The following is a 17,093-nucleotide window of genomic DNA, read 5'->3' on the forward strand; positions in this document are numbered from 1 at the left end:
CGCTTAGCTATCACGCCATCCTCCTTGCACTCGTTTCGTTTCATCCACACTGCGGATATCCATCTCGATAGCCCCATGCGCGGGCTCTCGGACGACGTGCCCGGCGTGGCCGAACGGCTGCGCCTGGCTACCCGGGAAGCACTGACTGCACTGATCGATACCGCCATCGAGCGCAAGGTGGATTTAGTCGTTATCGCCGGCGATCTCTACGACGGCGACTGGCGTGATTATCAGACCGGGGTGTTCTTCGTGCGCCAGATGCACCGGCTGGCCGCCGCCGCGATTCCCGTCTATCTGATTCACGGCAATCACGATGCCCAGAATCAGATGACGCGTAGCCTTTCGCTGCCGGACAACGTGCATGTCTTTTCCCACGAAGCCGCGGAAACAAAAATCATCGACGGCCTCGACGTGGCCTTGCACGGCACCAGCTATGCCGAACGCGCCGTGACCGACAACCTGGTGCCCGGCTACCCGGCGCCGATAGCCGGCGCGTTCAATATCGGCGTGCTGCATACCGGCCTGGGCGGACGCGGCGGTCATGCCAACTATGCGCCCTGCTCGCTCGATGAACTCACCGCCAAGGGCTACGACTACTGGGCGCTCGGGCACGTACACGGTGCCGAAGTGCTCGCCGAGCATCCGCACGTCGTATTCTCCGGCAATCTCCAAGGCCGCTCGATCCGCGAAACCGGAGCCAAGAGCGCTTACGAGGTCGTGGTGGAAGACGGGCGCGTCGCCGAGCTGCGTCCAATTTATTGCGATGTCGCCCGCTGGGCCGAAAGCGGGGTCGACGTATCGGCTGCGGACGACTTCAACGACGTGATCGCGGCCATGCGGCTCGCCATCGAAACCGGCGCGGATGCCGTCGACGGCCGCCTGCTCGCCATTCGTTTGCGATTGACCGGTACCACCGCCCTGCACGACTCACTTGCCGCCGCGCCCGAACGCCTGCTGGCCGAGGCACGCGCGGCCGCGTCCGGGCTGAGCTCGACGCCCGTCTATGTCGAGAAGGTCAAGCAGGCGACGGAACCAGAACTCGACGCCACCACCCGTCGCGAGCGCCAGGACGCGCTCGGCGAAATGCAGCGTCTGCTCGACGAAGCCACGAACGATCCCGATATACGCGCGATGATCGAAAAAGACATTCGTCGGCTGGCCGAACGCCTGCCGCACGAAATCCGCGAACACGCCGACGATGCGCTACTGCGCGCGGCCATCGACGGTGATACCGCCACGCTGATCGACGGCGCCGGCGATTATCTGCTCTCGCGTCTGGCAGCCGACGAGAGCGCACCATGAGGTTCGCCGGACTCGATCTGCTGGCCTATGGCCATTTCACCGATCGGCGGCTGGCCTTCACGCCCGGCGAAACCGATCTGCATATCGTGTTCGGCCCCAACGAGGCCGGCAAGTCCACGGCGCGCAGGGCAGTCGGCGATTTCCTGTTCGGTTTTCCGACCCAGACCGATCTGAATTTCGTCCATGCCTACAACGCGCTGCGTATCGGCGCGCGCATCGAAGCCGGCGAAGCCGAGATCGAGGCGATCCGAAAGAAAGGCCGCAAGAACACGCTGCTCGACGCCGAAGGCAACGCCGCAAGCCGGCTGGAGGCCGATCTGGAACGCCAGCTCGCCGGCGCCGACCGAGCATTTTTCACCCGCATGTTCAGCCTCGATCACGAGGGCCTGCGCGCCGGCGGCGAAACGCTGGCCGCGGCCGATGCCAACGCCGATACGGCGCTGCTATCCGCCGGCTCCGGTCTGGCCGACGTGCTCGCCGAACGCGAAGCGTTGATGGCCGAAGCCGATGGTTTGTGGTCGCCCAACGTCTCGCAAAACCGACGTTACTATCAGGCCGAAGCACGGCTGAAGACCGCGGATGCCGATATTCGCGAGCACGAAGTCACGGTCGGCGACTGGCAGCGCCGACGCGAAGCCTTCGAGACCGCCGAAACACACTACGAAACGCTCGCCGAACGCCGGCGCGAACTCAATCATCAATGGCGCGAACTCGAACGCATTCGCCGCGTGGCCCAGCCTGCCCGACGCTATCGCGAGATCGAGGCCGAGCTAAGCGAACTCGGCGAGACACCGGCGCTGGATCCGGCGGCGCGCCCAACGCTGGCAAGTGCACGCGAAAACATCGAATCGGCCCGCGCAGCGATCGCCTCGATTCAGGAGCAGATCGCTCGCATCGACACCGAAATCGAGACGCTCACCGACGACCCGGCCCTGCGCGAGGCCGGCGAGTCGATCGAACAGCTGGCCGAGCAGCGGGGCCAGATCGCCGCCGACCGCGAACGTATTGCGGAAATCGAACGCGAGCAGGCGCGACTCGCCAACGCCCTGGCCCATGACCGCGCCGAACTTGGGGGGCGAGACGACAACGCCGAGTGGCCCACCGCGGCAACACTCGCCCAGGCCCGCCGTCTGGCGACCGACCAAGCGACCCGCCGGCAAAGCCTCGATCACGCTGCCCGTAATCTGGACGCTGCACGCGACGCCGACACACGCCTGGCGACCGAAGCGCAAACGCTCGGCGCCGCCGCCGAGATCAGCGCGCTCGAAGCCTGGCTGACGGCTGCCGCCCGCGAAGGCGATCTGGAAGCCGAGCTGCGTAATGCCCAGGCAAACGTGGACCGCTTGGATCGCGATATCGAACGCCGCCTTACAGCCTTAAAGCCGGCCGTGGCCGACAGCGATACGCTAGCCACCCTCGACGTGCCCACGCGCGCACGGGTCGATGAATTCGAGACCGAGATCACCGACGCCAGCGAGGCACGCAAGCGCCATCAGCAGCGTGTCGACGAACTGACCGACGAAGTCGAGCGCGCCCGCGACGCATTAGCCCGGCGTCGCGCCGACGAAGCGCTGCCCAGCGCCGAGGCCCTGGCAACGACCCGCGTACAACGCGATGCCTGCTGGCAGCTCGTGCGCCGGCGCTACGTGGAGCAACGCGAACGCGACCTGTTCGACGACGCCGATACGCCCAAGCTCGACAAGGCCACTGAAAAGAACCCGGCCGATGCCTTCGAGCGCAGCAGCCAGGCAGCCGACGAACTGGCCGATGCCCGCTTCGATCATGCCGAAGCCATCGCCCAGGACGCCGAACGCCAACGCCATCTGGCCGAACGCGAGCAGGCCCTCGAACAGGCCACGGCGCGCCGCGACGAGGCGAAGGCCCGTCTCGACGGCCTACGCACCGAATGGACATCACTGTGGTTTACCACCGAACTCGAACCCGCCAGCCCGAGCGCGATGCGCGACTGGCTCGACCGGCGCGATGCGGTGCTGGATACGCGTGCCGATCGTATTGACGCCCAGGCGACCCGCGATGATCTGGCCGCACGGATCGACGCACAGCGTGCACACGTCGCGCCGCAGCTCGTCGAACTGGGCGTGGACGAGAACCAGACCGCTCATGCATCGCTGGCCATACTCATCGAACACGCCCGCCAATTCGTCGAGCGCGAGCAGCGCCGCCGCGACGAACGCCGACGTATCGAACGCGAACGCAGCGAACACGCCAACCGTATCGACACGCTGCAAAACGAGCACACGCAAGCCGAAACGGCCCTGGCCGATTGGCAACAGCGCTGGCGCCGCGCGCTCGACGAACTGGGCCTGGATACGGTTCTGGACGCCGAGGCCGGCCAGGCCGCGCTCGACGTACTCGATGCCGGCCGCGAGCATGCCCGCCAAAGCCGGGAACTGGCCGCCGAACACGCCGACCTCGTCGATCGTCAAAGCCGTTTCGAAACCCGGCTCGCGCACGTATTGGCCGCGACCGGCCACACCGCCAACGACAACGAGGTCGCCGAACAGAGCGTGCAACGCCTGAGCACCGCGCTGCGCGATGCCCAGGCCCAACACCAACGCCTGCAAACCCGCGCGGCGGACCGTGTCGCCCATCGCGACAAGATCGCCGAACACGAGACGACGCAGGCCGAAGCGCAACGCCGTATCGACACCCTGTGTCGTCAGGCCGGCGTTGCCGACGCCACCGCGCTCGAAACCGTCATCGACCGCGCCGAGCGCCGGCAGGCGCTGGTCAACGAACATACCGCCACCAGCCAAACGCTGACCGACCAAGGCGACGGCCAGCCGGTCAAGGACCTCGTCGCTGCGGCCGAAGCCAGCGATCTCGATTCGCTGCGCGAACAGATCGATGCCTTGGCCGACCAACTGGCCGATCTCGACACCGAACTCGGCCCGGCGCGCGATGCCCGCAACGAAGCCCGTGCACAATTCGAGGCCATCGGCGGCGACGATCGTGCCGTGACCGCTGCCGCCGAACGCCAGACCGCACTCGCCGATATGCAGGACGCTGCCGAGCGCTATCTACGTGTCGGCACAGCCGCGCTGCTGCTCAAATGGGCCGGCCAGCGCTATGCCATGGACAAGCAGCGCCCGCTTATCGAACGCGGTTCGGCGCTCATGAACCAGCTCACTGGCGGCTCCTTCGAGCGGCTAACCGGTGAATTCGATGACCGCGACGAGCTGCAGATCGTGGGTGTACGATCCGACGGCAGCCGCGTGGCCCCACCGGGCATGAGCGAAGGCACGCGCGACCAGCTCTATCTCGCCCTGCGTATCGCCGCGATCGAGGATTATCTGGAACGTGCCACGCCGCTACCCGTCGTCGCCGACGATCTGTTTATCAACTTCGACGACGAACGCGCCATGGCTGGCCTCGACGTGCTGGCCGGGCTGGCCGAAAAAACGCAGGTGCTGTTCTTCACCCACCACCAGCATCTGCGCGATATGGCCGCCGCGCGGCTGGGCGATCGTGTGCAGTCCCATGAGCTGTGAATCCATGCTGCCCGCGTATCTTGTCGATGCCCTGCGACCGCTTGCTGGCGCGCGCGTCGCGCTCATCGCCCCGGCCGGCGGCGTCAAGGACGAACGCATCGATACTGTACGCGCCGTGATGGATGCCGCCGGTATTGAAACCTGCCTGGGTGAACACGCTCGCGATCACCATCGCTATCTTGCCGGCACCGCGGACGACCGTCTGAGGGATCTGCAGGCTGCATTCGAATTACCGAATATCGATGCGGTCTGGTGCCTGCGCGGCGGCTATGGCACGGCCCAGTTCGTGCAGGCGATCGACTGGGCCCGTATCCCGCGTGAGGTACCGCTGATCGGCTATTCGGATATGAGCCTGCTGTTGGCCGCCTTCGAACATCGCAGCCGGCGTGCGATTCATGCGCCGGTGGCCACCGAGCTCGCCCTGCCCGGCGATACGCCGGCCGAACAGGCCGAACGTGCGGCCTCGATGACATCGCTGGTCGCCTGCTTGCAGGGACAAGCCAGCGAATGGCCACTGCTGTATCACAGCGGTCCGAGCAACCGCCTGACCGGGCGCGTGGTCGGCGGCAATCTCACCACGCTCGCGAGTGTGGCCGGCACCCCGGCTGCCCTGACTTTGGCAGACGACGCCATCCTCGTGCTCGAAGACGTCGGCGAGGCCGAGTTCCGGCTCGAGCGCTGCCTGCAGCAACTGCTCGACTCGCTCGACACCCGCCACATGAAAGCGATCTGCCTCGGGCGCTTCGAGCGCTGTGCACTGGCCTGCGGCATGGAGTCGCTAGTCGAGATATTCGCCGAATACAGCGCCGCGCGCGGCATCGCACTTTATTACGACGCGCCGGTCGGCCACGGCTGTGTGAATCACGCCTGGCGCTACGGCTCTACCGCCCGGATCAAGGCCGATCGTCTGCGCATCGGCAAGTCCTGAGCACAAGTTAGCGATATCGAAGATGACTGGAGCGCATTTCATGCGAGAAGCCCTGGCAGAAGGGAGAAAGGCCAGGACGTATTGCAAACCAAACCCGCCGGTTGGCTGTGTAATCGTGGTGAACGACAGACTCGTGGGCCGAGGCCATACACAGCCGCCGGGTAAGAAACATGCAGAGGCAGCGGCGCTCGCGTCGTCCGATGACATCGACTTTGCAAAAGCAACGGTCTTTGTAACGCTTGAGCCATGCTCGTTCCACGGCCGGACACCCTCATGTGCCAAGGCGCTCGCAGAACTTGGGGTGGCAAACGTAGTTATCGCGCTCGTCGATCCAGACCCTCGCAATAGTGGGGCGGGTATCGCGCTACTACGCCAAGCCGGTGTTGAGGTCGAAGTAGGCTTGTGCGACCAAGAGGCTTTCCGCGATCTCTCGCCGTATTTAAAAGAGGCTAGCAAAGCGCTGCCCTTGACCGCTCAAATCGCTGGCGCACTTGGGATTTATTCTTCGGCTTTGGGCCGCTCTGGCGCCACCTGAACGTCGGTTATCGCGTGACATCTTTGCCTAGCGTCGCCCTTACGCCGCAGTGACGGCATGGCCGATGGCCGCGGCGCGCAAAAGCCTTTAAGTGCTGCTCGAAGAACTCGTAGCCGAAAGTCTGTGCCTATCTCAATGACAGCCGCAGCGCGGCGGCGGAACGAGAGCCTGGCGCGCGACCCAACACTGCGTTGTCTGGACTGTGCCGCCGCCCGCGAATAGCGCGGCTTATTCCCGATCGAATGCGGCCAGCAGTTCGTCGCGAAAAACCGTTTCGGCCACGCGCAGCGGGCGCTGGGTGTTCCAGAGCAGATGAATATCGACATCGGCCAGGCCTTCTTGCGGCGGCAGCTTGCGCAACATGCCGGCCTCGGTTTCGCGACGGAAGGCGCCTTCGGGCAAAAAGCCGATGCCATAACCGCACATGATCAGCCGACAGACTTCTTCCAGATTCGACGACGAGGCCGCGAGCCGGCCCTGAAAACCGTGGTGTTCGCGAAACAGCGTTAACGGCGAAAGCGTATCGCCGAGGTAATCGCCGGTGAACGTGACCAGATCTTCGTGCAGCAAGCGGGCGATATCCACCTCGGCCCGGTCGTAGAGCGAATGCGGCGGCCCGCAGAACAGCGCATAACGCTGCGGCACGATTAGCCGTCGCTCGATACCCGGGGTATCGACCCGGCACAGACCGAGCCCGAAAGACGCCGTGTTCTGGCGTAGCGCCATCAATACGTCGTGGCCGCGCAGCACCTCCACTTCCAGCTCTACACGCGGATACCGGCGATGGAAATCGGCGAGAAAATCGTTGTAGCGCTGTGAATGCACGCGGCTGACGCTCAGCAGCTTGACTCGACCAACCACCTGCTCGAGCGCATCGCGGGCCGGCATTTCCAGGCTGGAGACATCGGCAAACACGCCGCTGGCGATCCGATGCACTTCTTCGCCGGCCCCGGTCAGGGTGATGTGGGGGCCACGGCGCTGAACAAGGGCATAACCCAGCTGTGCCTGCAGACGCTTGAGCGCCTGGCTGACCGCCGGTTGGGTCACGAACAGCCGCTCGGCGGCACGGCTCAGATTGAGTTCGTCGGCGACCACGACAAAGGTCCGAATAAGGTTCCAGTCCAGCCGGGCCGCCAGCGCCCGCTGGCCATGCTCACCGCTTGGCGGCGCATCGTTCTTGCTCGACATATCAGCCATTCAGGCCCCGTGGAATCAAACCATTATTAGCAGTACTAATAATACAAATAATATTGCGTGCTTTGACTGATGGCGTGCTATTGCCGCTAGATAAAAAAGCACGCACGAGGCGTTTGCGGGGGCAACGCCGAGCACTGGCGACCGCTGCCGCTCGCCGGCCAGCCGGCACCGAGGCGCCCACGCGCCCATTCAACGATATCAACACGCTTATGCTCGAAACCAACGGCCAACGATTGTGGGACAGCCTGATGGCGATGGCCGAAATCGGTGCGACCGCCAACGGCGGCAGCAGCCGACTCGCCCTCACCGACGAAGACGCCGCCGGGCGCTCGCTGTTCGTGCAATGGGCCGAAGCCGAAAACCTCACCATCTCGCGGGATGCCATCGGCAACCTGTTCGCACGTCGAGCCGGGCGCGACGATGTACCGCCCGTGGTCATCGGCAGCCATCTGGATACCCAGCCCAAAGGCGGGCGTTTCGATGGCGTGCTCGGCGTACTGGCCGCACTCGAAGCCGTACGTACGCTCAACGAAAACGAAATCGAAACCGTTGCGCCGATCGAAATCGCCAACTGGACCAACGAAGAAGGCGCACGTTTCACCCCGGCCATGCTGGGCTCTTCGGTGTTCACGGGCGCAATGACGCTCGATGACGGCCTGGCGCGCGAGGATGCCAACGGCCAGAGCGTTGCCGAGAGTTTGCAAGCCACCGGCGAGGCCGGCGCCACGCCGCTAGCCCGCAAATACGACGCCTATTTCGAAGCGCATATCGAACAGGGCCCCGTGCTCGAAGACAACGACAAAACCATCGGCGTGGTAACCGGTGGCCAGGCGATCCGCTGGCTGGATGTACGCTTCACCGGCAAAGCCGGCCATGCGGGCACAACGCCCATGCCGGTCCGCCGCGATGCCCTGTTCGCAGCCAGTGCCGCGATCACGGCCGTGGAAGAATACGTGGCCGGTATCGATGGCCTGCTGGCCACGGTCGGCGAATTCCATGTCGCCCACGGCTCACGCAATACGATTGCCGCCGACGTGCATTTCACCCTTGATCTGCGCCATCCCGAGGATGACGTGGTCGACCGCGCAATCGATACGATTCGCGCACGCTTCGACGAACGCCTGCCCTCGCGCGACGTAGACTACGACCTGTCACTGCACTGGCGCAGCCCGGCCCTGCCCTTCGACGAAACCTGCGTGCGCCACGTGCGCGATGCCGCGCAAGGCCTCGGCTATGCCTGGCAGGACATCATCAGCGGCGCCGGCCACGATGCCTTTCATCTGGCCAAACATTGCCCCACGGCGATGGTGTTCATTCCCTGTGCCGATGGCCTGAGCCATCACGAGGCCGAGTCGATCGAACCGGAACATGCAAAGTACGCGGCCGACGTGCTGCTCAACGCCGCCCTGGCCCGCGCCGGGCACGTTTAAACGCACCGCGTCCGACGCTCAACCACGAGAGACCTTCATGGACTTCAAACCCTACGTTCTCATGCTGTTCGGCAATGCCCTGCTGACCACGGTGATCTGTTGTGTGGTGGTGGGCGCGATTCTGCTGCGCGAATACCGCCCGACCATTCTGCGTCTCAAGCGCGAACGCAGCGATAAGCGCTAGCCGCGCCCACGGGGGACCACCATGAACATTACGCTGACGATATTCATCGCCGTGCTTGCTGCCTACGTCATCGTGGCGGCCGGGCTTACACGCTTCATCAAAAACCGCGACGATTTCTATGTGATGGGCGAGCAGGGCTCGACCCTGTTGCTGACCGGCACCCTGGCCGCCACCTTTCTGAGCGCCGTCACGCTCATGGGCATTGCCGGCATTTCCTATAGCGAAGGCCCGCTGGTGATCGGTGCGCTGGGCTCGTTCGGCGCGTGGCTCGGCACGCTCATCGCGGTGGTCTGGATCGGGCGCAAGATGAAGGCCATGGAATGCCGCACGATGATGGATTTCTTCGACCGGCGCTTCAATAACAAGTGGGTGAGCGTGGTCGCGCTCATTCTCATGGTGATCGGCCTACTCGGCTACGGCATCATCCAGCTCATTGGCGCCGGCCTGGTGCTCGCCGAGATCATCGATGTGCCGTTTCCGGTGATCATCATCGCTTTCACCTTCGCGCTGATGGTGTTCTGCAGCCTGTCGGGCATGTATGGCGTGGTCTATACCGACACCATGATGTTCTTCACCATGCTGGCGATCGCCTTCGTGATCTCGCCCATGCTCATCGGCCAGGCCGGCATGGAGAATCTGCGCGGCTTGAGCGACAGTCTGCCCGGTTACTGGACGCTGGCCGGCGCCAACGATCGCGCGCTGAGCTGGTCGATCTCGCAGTTCCTGGTCTGGATTCTGTTTTTTGCCTGTACGCCGGCGCTGGTTTCGCGCGTGTTCCCGGCCAAGAACGATTTCGTGATCCTCAAGGTCGCCGTTATCGGCGTGTTCTTCGCACCCGCCATGCAGCTGATGGTCTATCTCGCCGCGGGCGCGATGCAGGTGATCCAGCCGGGCATCGAGCCGGCGGATCGCGCCATGATCGTGGGTTTCATGGACCATACCAACCCGGTGCTGGCCGGCGTGGGTTTGGCGGGCTTGATGGCCTCGATCATGTCCACCGCGTCCACACTGTTCGTGCTCACAGGCTTCGCCCTGGCACGCGATCTCTACGAAAAGCTGTTCGAAAAGAAGCTGGACGAAAAACGCAGCGTGCTCGCCGGGCGTATTTCGCAGGTGATCGTTTCGATCATCGTCTGCGTGATCGCTATCGCGCGGCCTGCCGGGATCTACTGGATTTCCATCTATGCCGGTTCGATCTTCGCGGTCGCCTGGCTGCCAACGATTGTGGCGGCGATGAAATGGCGCCGGGCCAGCGCGCCGGCGGTGCTGGCCTGCATGCTGGTGGGCTCGATCAGCTTCATCACGCTGGGCGAACTCGAACGGCACGAGCTGATTTCCTACCCCGCCGGTATCGACAACCTGATGATGGCCTTCGCGCTGGGCACGATCACGCTCATCGTGATGTGTCTTGCATTCAAGCCCAGCGGCTATGAAATCGAGCGTTTCGAGGAAATGAAGGGCCAACGCATGTCCGAGATCACCATCGGGCGTTTTCTCGATGCCGATTCGACCGGCGCGACGCTGATCCGTGAATACCGCCGCGTGTGGATGGCGCTGATCGCCATGCTGGTTGTGGCCGGCGGCTTGTGGGGCTATCTGTTCGTACAGCTCGGCCTCTGAAATGTCGCGAGCCGCTTAACTTTGGGCGGCTATTTCAGACCTGCTTACGGGCGCAGAGGGCAACGCTTCATAGGCGCGACCGGCACAGCCTTAGCTCGGCCGGTGGGTCATTGAGAGTCTGCCGGCCCGCGCCGGCAGCGGCCCTGCGCAAGTCGCTGTTCCTTACTCAGGCTGGCGTTTCCAACTGTACGCCAAGTATCCAGCCGTTCGCAGATTGACCGGAAGGGTGCAGTAGTGACGCAACGCGTCTACGCCGCGCCCAAGCCCGGCGACCAACCCGCTGACCGCACCGAGAGCACTGCATAAGACCGCCCGCTGTGACGTCGTCGGCGCCGCTAAGGCAAGGGCCAGCACCACGAGCGCCCGGAGTCTGCTGAAAAGCCACGGAACGCATTGGCTGAGCGAGTTCACTCAGGTGCTCGGCTTTCGCTGCGCGCCGCCCATCAAGACGGCGCCGGCACCCTTCGGCCCCTGGCGTTCCAAGACCGGCACCGACGACAGCCAGAAACTGCGTTTTTTTCCAACAGCAGGTCATCAAAGCGTCATTTGTGCTTCCTAGAATCTCGTCGCGCTTGCGCTGCACGATTCTTAAAGCCTGGGGGGCGATAACAATGAAACGTTTTATTGCCGCTAGCCTGGGAATGCTGTGCGTGCTGATGGCGATGCCGGTGCAGGCCACTCCGGACGTCATTTCGCGCGAATACAAACTGATGCTCGATGCCAGTCGGTTTCATTATCAGAACGAACAAAGCGATGTAGTGAGCTTGATGCAGGCGGCCAAACCCGCCATCGAAGACGCCATCGACCGCAACGTGACCGGCACCGCCACCCTGGATCATGACAGGCAAGTGCGGTTCTTCGACACTCAGGGCACCTGCGTGCTGGAGGAACGGGGTTACAGCTTTCGCGAACGGGTGGAAAACGACGATTCGCAAGTAACGCTGAAATTTCGCAGCCCGGATCGATACATCGCCGATTTCGAGGATCTTTCCTCCAGCACCAAGGGCGCGAAAAGCAAACTGGAAGCGGACGTCGGCGCCAACAGCAGCGTGCCGTTCAAGGTGGTGTATAGCCACTCCACCAAGGCGCCCAACAGCCGCAAACTCAATCGCATGGACGATATCCATGCGCATTTTCCCGGCTTCGAGGATGACTATGACCTCGATGACGATCTGACCCTATCCGTGGTCGGCGATCTCACGGTAACCGAGCGCGTTTACCGCAATGTGGACATCGACCTGGGCCAGCACGATGCCGAGATCAGCATCACGCTCTGGTATGCGGGCGCGCCCTCCGGCGACCAGGCACCGGCAGTGGCCGAGATTTCCTTCAAGTACGAAGACCCGTCCGCGGACTACACCCGCAAGGTCGTCAATCGGGCTCGCCAGGCTTTTGACGCGCTGCGTGGCCTGAGCGACTGGGTCAAGCCCGATGGCCAGACCAAGACCCGGTTTGTCTACCAGTACGACAGAACCTTCTGTCAGCCCTGAACCTCCGCCCGAGAAAAACACCAAGGACCGTGCCCGTGTTCAAGAAAACCCTGACCGCCTCGATGATCTTCGCCGCTCTACTTTCCGGCTGTGATAGCGACTCATCCGATAACGAGCGCCGTACGGACGCGTCGACGACTTCGCCCGCCGACGACGTTCCGGCACAAGGCGTGGACCTGCCCTACACGGTGCTGCGCTCCGATCTGATCGATGCCAATACCCAACAGCCCTTCGAGGTGCGCAACGGGGGCTTCGGTTCGGCCATGACCGGCGACCCGGCCGACAGCCGCCGTTTCTATGCGCTCACCGACCGTGGCCCCAATGCCAGCTTTACCGGCAGTCAGGGCAAGGGCAAGAAGTTCCCGACCCCGAATTACACGCCTCGCATTGGTCACTTCGAAGTGACCGCCGAGGGCAAGGTGGTGCTGCTCGATACCGTTCTGCTCAAGCGCCCGGATGGCACGCTGATCACCGGCCTGCCCAACAGCAGTGCCCTCGGCGGCACCGGCGAAACGCCCTACAACGCCGATGGCTCTCCGATCCTGGAAGATCCGACCCAGCCCTACGACGCCGAGAGCAACCCGCTGCGCCTGGACGATTACGGACTCGATGGCGAAGGCCTGGTAGCGCTGAGTGACGGCACCTTCTGGGTGTCCGACGAATACGGCCCGCACATCGTCCACTTCGATGCCGATGGCAAGGAAATCGGCCGTATCAACCCGTTCGCCGATGACGACCGTGACGATTACACCCTGCCGGCGGAGTTCGCCAATCGTCGTGCCAACCGTGGCATGGAAGGGCTGGCGATTACCCCGGACGAAAAGACCCTGGTAGGCATCATGCAGTCCACCATGTACAACCCGGACAAGGGCGTGCGTGACCTGGATCTCACCCGCATCGTGACCATCAACCTCGACGATGGCAGCATCGGCCAGTACCTGTACAAGCAGGAGAAAAACCAGAATTCAAACTCCGAGCTGGCGGCGCTGAGCGCGACCCAGTTCCTGGTGATCGAGCGCGACGGCAGCTTCCTGTATGGCGGCCCGAAAGGTGCGGACGCGGCCAACCCGGCCGCCCAGAAAACGGTGTACCGCATTGATCTGAGCACCGGCACCAATCTGGAAACCCTGGCCACAGGCGGTGACCTGAGTCAGGACGCCGAGCTGGGCCTGACCATCGGCGGCAAGACCCTGGAGGAAGTGGTGCAGGCAAACGGCTGGGCCGGCCTGGCCGCCTACAACATCGTCCCGGTGGACAAGCAGCTGGTGGTGGATATGGTCGCCCAGGTGAGCTACCCCCACGACAAGATGGAAGGGCTCTGGGTGATCGACAGCAACTCGCTCGGCGTGCTCAACGACGATGACTTCGCCACCTGGTCAACATCCAGCGGTGAGCTGGAGCAGAAGATGCTCGACAGCAACACCATTGACGGCAACCGCCTCTACATCGTGCCTGCGGACCTCTCTGTCAATTAAGCCGGTACGCGATCCGGCAAAGGCCGGCCTGTCGCAGATGGACAGGCCGGCGCAATTAAAGCGCCCTCTCACGCCAAGTCCGCTGACCCGGTTATCGATGCCCAGACCGCGATGCGCGGCTATCACCGCAAGCGTGATGACGACGAGTCGCCTGTGCGTTATCGGCACGCGCGTCTTGGCCGCAAAATGGGGATTTGTTCGCGCATGTTGGGCACGCTGACGAAAGCGTTGCGACCGCTGCTTTAAGCGGATCACGCCCAGCGAATCGCGTCGCGCGCGTTAGACTGTTGGCAGCGCCTGTGCGCTGTCGATTCCACCGCTGCGAGAGATTCATGCTGCCCCAACTCACCGCCACCGAAGCCCGCGTTATCGGCTGTCTGATGGAAAAGGCCGTCACCACGCCGGATCAGTATCCGCTCACGCTCAACGCGCTCACCAACGCCTGCAATCAGAAGTCTGCGCGCGAGCCGGTCATGGCGCTCAAGCCCGCCGAGGTACAACGCGCCGCGCGCGCCCTGCGCGATCGCAGCCAGGTGCATATCGAAGAGAACTTCAAGAACGGCGTCGAGAAATACAAGCAGCGCCTGTGCAACACGACCTACAACGACCTGCAGCTGAGCAAGGGCCAGTACGCCGTGCTTACCCTGCTGCTGCTGCGCGGTCCGCAAACACCGGGCGAACTGCGCGCGCGTAGCGGCCGGCTGCATACCTTCGAGGACAACGCTGCCGTGCTCGCAGCCGTGGCCGACCTGATGGGCGACGACGCGCATGCCCTGCTGGTTGAGCTGCCACGCACGCCCGGTCGCAAGGAAGCCGAGTTGATGCATCAGCTGTGCGGGCCGGTGGATATCGCAGCGCATGCCGAACAAGCCGCCGCCAACCGCGGCAGTGGCGGGTCGTCACAAAGCCGTATCGCCGAGCTGGAGGCGCGAGTGCAGGAACTGGAAACCGAGAACGCGGCGCTGCGCCAGCGCCTGGGCGACGCCGACTGACGCGTGCCGTAGACGCTCGCGTGATGGCATGGACAAAGGCGCCTGTGCATTGCGCAACTAGTTACGGCGCAATGTTTTAACGGCCTCCGGCATCGTGGACTGAAAGCGCGGCGTGACGCAGTCTGCGCGCTTTTAATATTGCCGCAGGGAATTCGATGCACAGCAACCGCTATATCCAGACCGTTTTCGCCGCGCTCCTGGCGCTCGCCTGTATGGTCGTCAACGCGCAACATGCACAGGCCGCCGAGGCGCCGGTGCAGGTCAAACTCAGCGAAGACCTGCTATCGCGCCTGGAAGCGGCCCAGGCCGATATCGAAGCCCATGGGGGTGTCGAGGCGTTCGCCGAAGACGGCGACCAGCAAACCGGCTCGTCAACCATGCCCGAGACGATAGAACGCGTGGGCGCGAGTATCGACGCCGACCCGAAAAAACACGCCCTGGTCGATCGACACGGCTTCACCGGACGCAGCTTCATACGCGCCCACCTGACGCTGTTGCAGGCCAAATACGGCGCCCTCATGGGCGAGGCAGGCCAGAAATCGGACATCGCCCGCCACAATGCGAAGTTCTACAAGGCCCATGAAGCACGCATCAAGCAGCTCATGGGCCAGCCAGACGATCGCTCGCAGGCCGATATCGATAAAACCGAGGAATCGGCCAAGCAATACGTCGAAATGGACCCCGACGTACGCGAAGATTGCCACATGATCGCAGCCGGTATGCTGCCGTTGATCCCGCTGGGCGCGCCCGGCAGCGCCGAAGTGGACAACAAGCAGCTGCGCAAGGTCGCGGCGTCGCTTACCGACACCGCAGGCCGCCTGAACCACGATTCGCTACGCAAACACATGAACACCATGGCCGATGTGCTGCGCAACGACCCCGGACACGCGCCGCTCAAGTCGCCGCGTTTCAAGGCCGCCGTGGAAGAACTCAAGGCCTGGTCCGACGAGAACTGCTAGACACTCTCAGCCCAGGGCCTGACCGCCCCCCAGGCATGCGGCCGACACCGGCCGCATGCCTGCGCTTGTGGGTTCGCGGGGACCGCTGCCAAGCGCTTCTGCCCAGCGCGGCTAGCTTTTACCGGCCCTGAATTTTCATGCGTATCGCGGACGCGCGAAAACAGCCCGCCCAAAGCGCGAACCCGGCGCATTCCGCCCAAGCTTGCGATTCACGTTAAACTGGCCCCAAGCACAAACGTGTACCAATCACGCTTAGAAAGGGTTGCTAAAGCATGCTTAAAGTAGGGTTCGTTGGATGGCGCGGCATGGTCGGCTCGGTGCTCATGGGGCGCATGCTCGAGGAAAATGATTACGACGGCATTGAGCCGGTGTTTTTCTCCACGTCGCAGGCTGGCCAGGCCGGTCCGGACATCGGCAAGGACGTGCCGGCGCTTCAGGACGCCAAGGACATCGATGCGCTCAAGGCCATGGATGTGATCATGACCTGCCAGGGCGGCGACTACACCGGCGAGGTGTACCAGCCCCTGCGCGACGCCGGCTGGGACGGCTACTGGATTGATGCCGCCAGCAAGCTACGTATGGCCGACGACTCGACCATCGTGCTCGACCCGGTCAACCGCGACGTGATCGAAAAGAACCTCGATCGCGGCACCAAGACCTTCTGTGGCGGCAACTGCACGGTCAGCCTCATGCTCATGGGCCTGGGCGGCCTGTTCGAAGCTGACCTGATCGAATGGATGTCGGCGATGACCTATCAGGCCGCATCGGGTTCCGGCGCGCAGCATATGCGCGAGCTGCTGGTGCAGATGGGCCAGCTGCGCGACACCGTCGCCGATCAGCTGGATACGCCTTCCTCGGCCATTCTGGATATCGACCGCGACGTCACCGCGAAGATGCGCGACCCGAACTTCCCGGTCGACCAGTTCGGCTATCCGCTGGCCGGCTCCGCCCTGCCCTGGATCGATACGCTCATCGAGGAAACCGGCCAGTCCAAGGAAGAATGGAAGGCGGGCGCCGAGTCCAACAAGATTCTCGGCCTCGACGGCAACCCCATCCCCATGGACGGGCTGTGTGTGCGCATTGGCTCCATGCGTTGTCATAGCCAGGCGTTCACGATCAAGCTCAAGAAGAACGTCTCCATCGACGAGATCGAAGAGCGCATCGCCTCCCACAACGAATGGGCGAAGGTTGTGCCCAACAACAAGGAAGATACCCTCAAGGACCTTACGGCCACGGCCGTGTCCGGCACGCTGTCGATCCCGGTCGGGCGCCTGCGCAAGCTCGCGATGGGCGACGAATACCTGGCCGCCTATACCGTCGGCGACCAGCTGCTCTGGGGTGCCGCCGAGCCGATTCGCCGCATGCTCAATATCGTGCGCGAGCGCCACTGATAGCGGGCACGACCGGGCTTCGGCCCCGCTCGTAACGCAGGAAAGCCGGCCTCTGGGCCTAATGCCGTTCACTTAAGC

13 protein-coding genes are annotated in these 17,093 nt (G+C 63.5%); 12 read left to right on the forward strand and 1 reads right to left on the reverse strand.

What is annotated here, in order from left to right; translation table 11 throughout:
- Window positions 1-24: 24 nt before the first annotated feature.
- From SSPSH_RS01825 to SSPSH_RS01840, 4 genes are read left to right on the forward strand one after another with little or no spacing between them, the layout of a single operon-like run.
- Window positions 25-1,302 (forward strand): metallophosphoesterase family protein, encoded by a 1,278-nt coding sequence (locus SSPSH_RS01825; RefSeq protein WP_006913058.1) that lies wholly within the window; start codon window positions 25-27, stop codon window positions 1,300-1,302.
- Window positions 1,299-4,814: an ATP-binding protein gene (locus tag SSPSH_RS01830; protein WP_021031295.1), complete on the forward strand. Its 3,516-nt coding sequence runs from the start codon at window positions 1,299-1,301 to the stop codon at window positions 4,812-4,814. The genes SSPSH_RS01825 and SSPSH_RS01830 overlap by 4 nt, the downstream gene beginning before the upstream one ends.
- Window positions 4,804-5,742, forward strand: coding sequence for a S66 peptidase family protein (locus tag SSPSH_RS01835; protein WP_202962111.1), 939 nt, complete (start codon window positions 4,804-4,806; stop codon window positions 5,740-5,742). Before SSPSH_RS01830 ends, SSPSH_RS01835 begins: the two co-directional genes overlap by 11 nt.
- A gap of 40 nt (window positions 5,743-5,782) precedes the next feature.
- On the forward strand, window positions 5,783-6,277 hold the full coding sequence (locus SSPSH_RS01840; RefSeq protein WP_021031296.1) for a bifunctional diaminohydroxyphosphoribosylaminopyrimidine deaminase/5-amino-6-(5-phosphoribosylamino)uracil reductase RibD: 495 nt from the start codon (window positions 5,783-5,785) through the stop codon (window positions 6,275-6,277).
- A gap of 228 nt (window positions 6,278-6,505) precedes the next feature.
- Here SSPSH_RS01840 and SSPSH_RS01845 read toward each other — a convergent pair whose 3' ends face one another.
- The gene (locus SSPSH_RS01845; RefSeq protein WP_006913055.1) at window positions 6,506-7,474 is read right to left on the reverse strand and encodes a LysR family transcriptional regulator; all 969 of its coding nucleotides are present in this window, start codon (window positions 7,472-7,474) and stop codon (window positions 6,506-6,508) included.
- 209 nt (window positions 7,475-7,683) lie between these two features.
- Here SSPSH_RS01845 and SSPSH_RS01850 point away from each other — a divergent pair, with 209 nt between their 5' ends.
- The 8 genes from SSPSH_RS01850 (at window position 7,684) to asd (ending at window position 17,015) form a co-directional block, all read left to right on the forward strand.
- Window positions 7,684-8,904 carry a Zn-dependent hydrolase gene (locus SSPSH_RS01850; protein WP_006913054.1) on the forward strand — a complete coding sequence of 407 codons (1,221 nt, stop codon included), beginning with the start codon at window positions 7,684-7,686 and terminating at the stop codon, window positions 8,902-8,904.
- A 37-nt stretch (window positions 8,905-8,941) separates the two neighbouring features.
- Window positions 8,942-9,088 (forward strand): hypothetical protein, encoded by a 147-nt coding sequence (locus SSPSH_RS19055; protein ID WP_006913053.1) that lies wholly within the window; start codon window positions 8,942-8,944, stop codon window positions 9,086-9,088.
- A 21-nt stretch (window positions 9,089-9,109) separates the two neighbouring features.
- Window positions 9,110-10,708, forward strand: coding sequence for a sodium:solute symporter family protein (locus SSPSH_RS01855; RefSeq protein WP_006913052.1), 1,599 nt, complete (start codon window positions 9,110-9,112; stop codon window positions 10,706-10,708).
- 611 nt (window positions 10,709-11,319) lie between these two features.
- Window positions 11,320-12,198 (forward strand): hypothetical protein, encoded by an 879-nt coding sequence (locus SSPSH_RS01860; protein ID WP_021031297.1) that lies wholly within the window; start codon window positions 11,320-11,322, stop codon window positions 12,196-12,198.
- A gap of 35 nt (window positions 12,199-12,233) precedes the next feature.
- Entirely contained in the window at window positions 12,234-13,673 is a 1,440-nt protein-coding gene (locus SSPSH_RS01865) for an esterase-like activity of phytase family protein (protein WP_006913049.1), read from the forward strand.
- A 332-nt stretch (window positions 13,674-14,005) separates the two neighbouring features.
- On the forward strand, window positions 14,006-14,665 hold the full coding sequence (locus SSPSH_RS01870; protein ID WP_006913047.1) for a YceH family protein: 660 nt from the start codon (window positions 14,006-14,008) through the stop codon (window positions 14,663-14,665).
- A gap of 155 nt (window positions 14,666-14,820) precedes the next feature.
- A complete protein-coding gene (locus SSPSH_RS01875; RefSeq protein ID WP_006913046.1) occupies window positions 14,821-15,624 on the forward strand; it encodes a hypothetical protein in 804 nt (267 codons plus the stop codon).
- Between the two features lie 272 nt (window positions 15,625-15,896).
- Window positions 15,897-17,015: an aspartate-semialdehyde dehydrogenase gene (gene asd, locus SSPSH_RS01880; protein ID WP_006913045.1), complete on the forward strand. Its 1,119-nt coding sequence runs from the start codon at window positions 15,897-15,899 to the stop codon at window positions 17,013-17,015.
- Window positions 17,016-17,093 lie beyond the last annotated feature (78 nt).

Source organism: Salinisphaera shabanensis E1L3A (assembly GCF_000215955.2).
GTDB classification, from domain to species: domain Bacteria; phylum Pseudomonadota; class Gammaproteobacteria; order Nevskiales; family Salinisphaeraceae; genus Salinisphaera; species Salinisphaera shabanensis.

Bases quoted from the DNA above. Each gene is read 5' to 3' on its own strand.
- SSPSH_RS01830 (WP_021031295.1), top strand. From the start codon at position 1,299: ATGAGGTTCGCCGGACTCGATCTGCTGGCCTATGGCCATTTCACCGAT.
- SSPSH_RS01835 (WP_202962111.1), top strand. From the start codon at position 4,804: ATGAGCTGTGAATCCATGCTGCCCGCGTATCTTGTCGATGCCCTGCGA.
- SSPSH_RS01840 (WP_021031296.1), top strand. From the start codon at position 5,783: ATGCGAGAAGCCCTGGCAGAAGGGAGAAAGGCCAGGACGTATTGCAAA.
- SSPSH_RS01845 (WP_006913055.1), bottom strand. From the start codon at position 7,474: ATGGCTGATATGTCGAGCAAGAACGATGCGCCGCCAAGCGGTGAGCAT.
- SSPSH_RS01850 (WP_006913054.1), top strand. From the start codon at position 7,684: ATGCTCGAAACCAACGGCCAACGATTGTGGGACAGCCTGATGGCGATG.
- SSPSH_RS19055 (WP_006913053.1), top strand. From the start codon at position 8,942: ATGGACTTCAAACCCTACGTTCTCATGCTGTTCGGCAATGCCCTGCTG.
- SSPSH_RS01855 (WP_006913052.1), top strand. From the start codon at position 9,110: ATGAACATTACGCTGACGATATTCATCGCCGTGCTTGCTGCCTACGTC.
- SSPSH_RS01860 (WP_021031297.1), top strand. From the start codon at position 11,320: ATGAAACGTTTTATTGCCGCTAGCCTGGGAATGCTGTGCGTGCTGATG.
- SSPSH_RS01870 (WP_006913047.1), top strand. From the start codon at position 14,006: ATGCTGCCCCAACTCACCGCCACCGAAGCCCGCGTTATCGGCTGTCTG.
- SSPSH_RS01875 (WP_006913046.1), top strand. From the start codon at position 14,821: ATGCACAGCAACCGCTATATCCAGACCGTTTTCGCCGCGCTCCTGGCG.
- asd (WP_006913045.1), top strand. From the start codon at position 15,897: ATGCTTAAAGTAGGGTTCGTTGGATGGCGCGGCATGGTCGGCTCGGTG.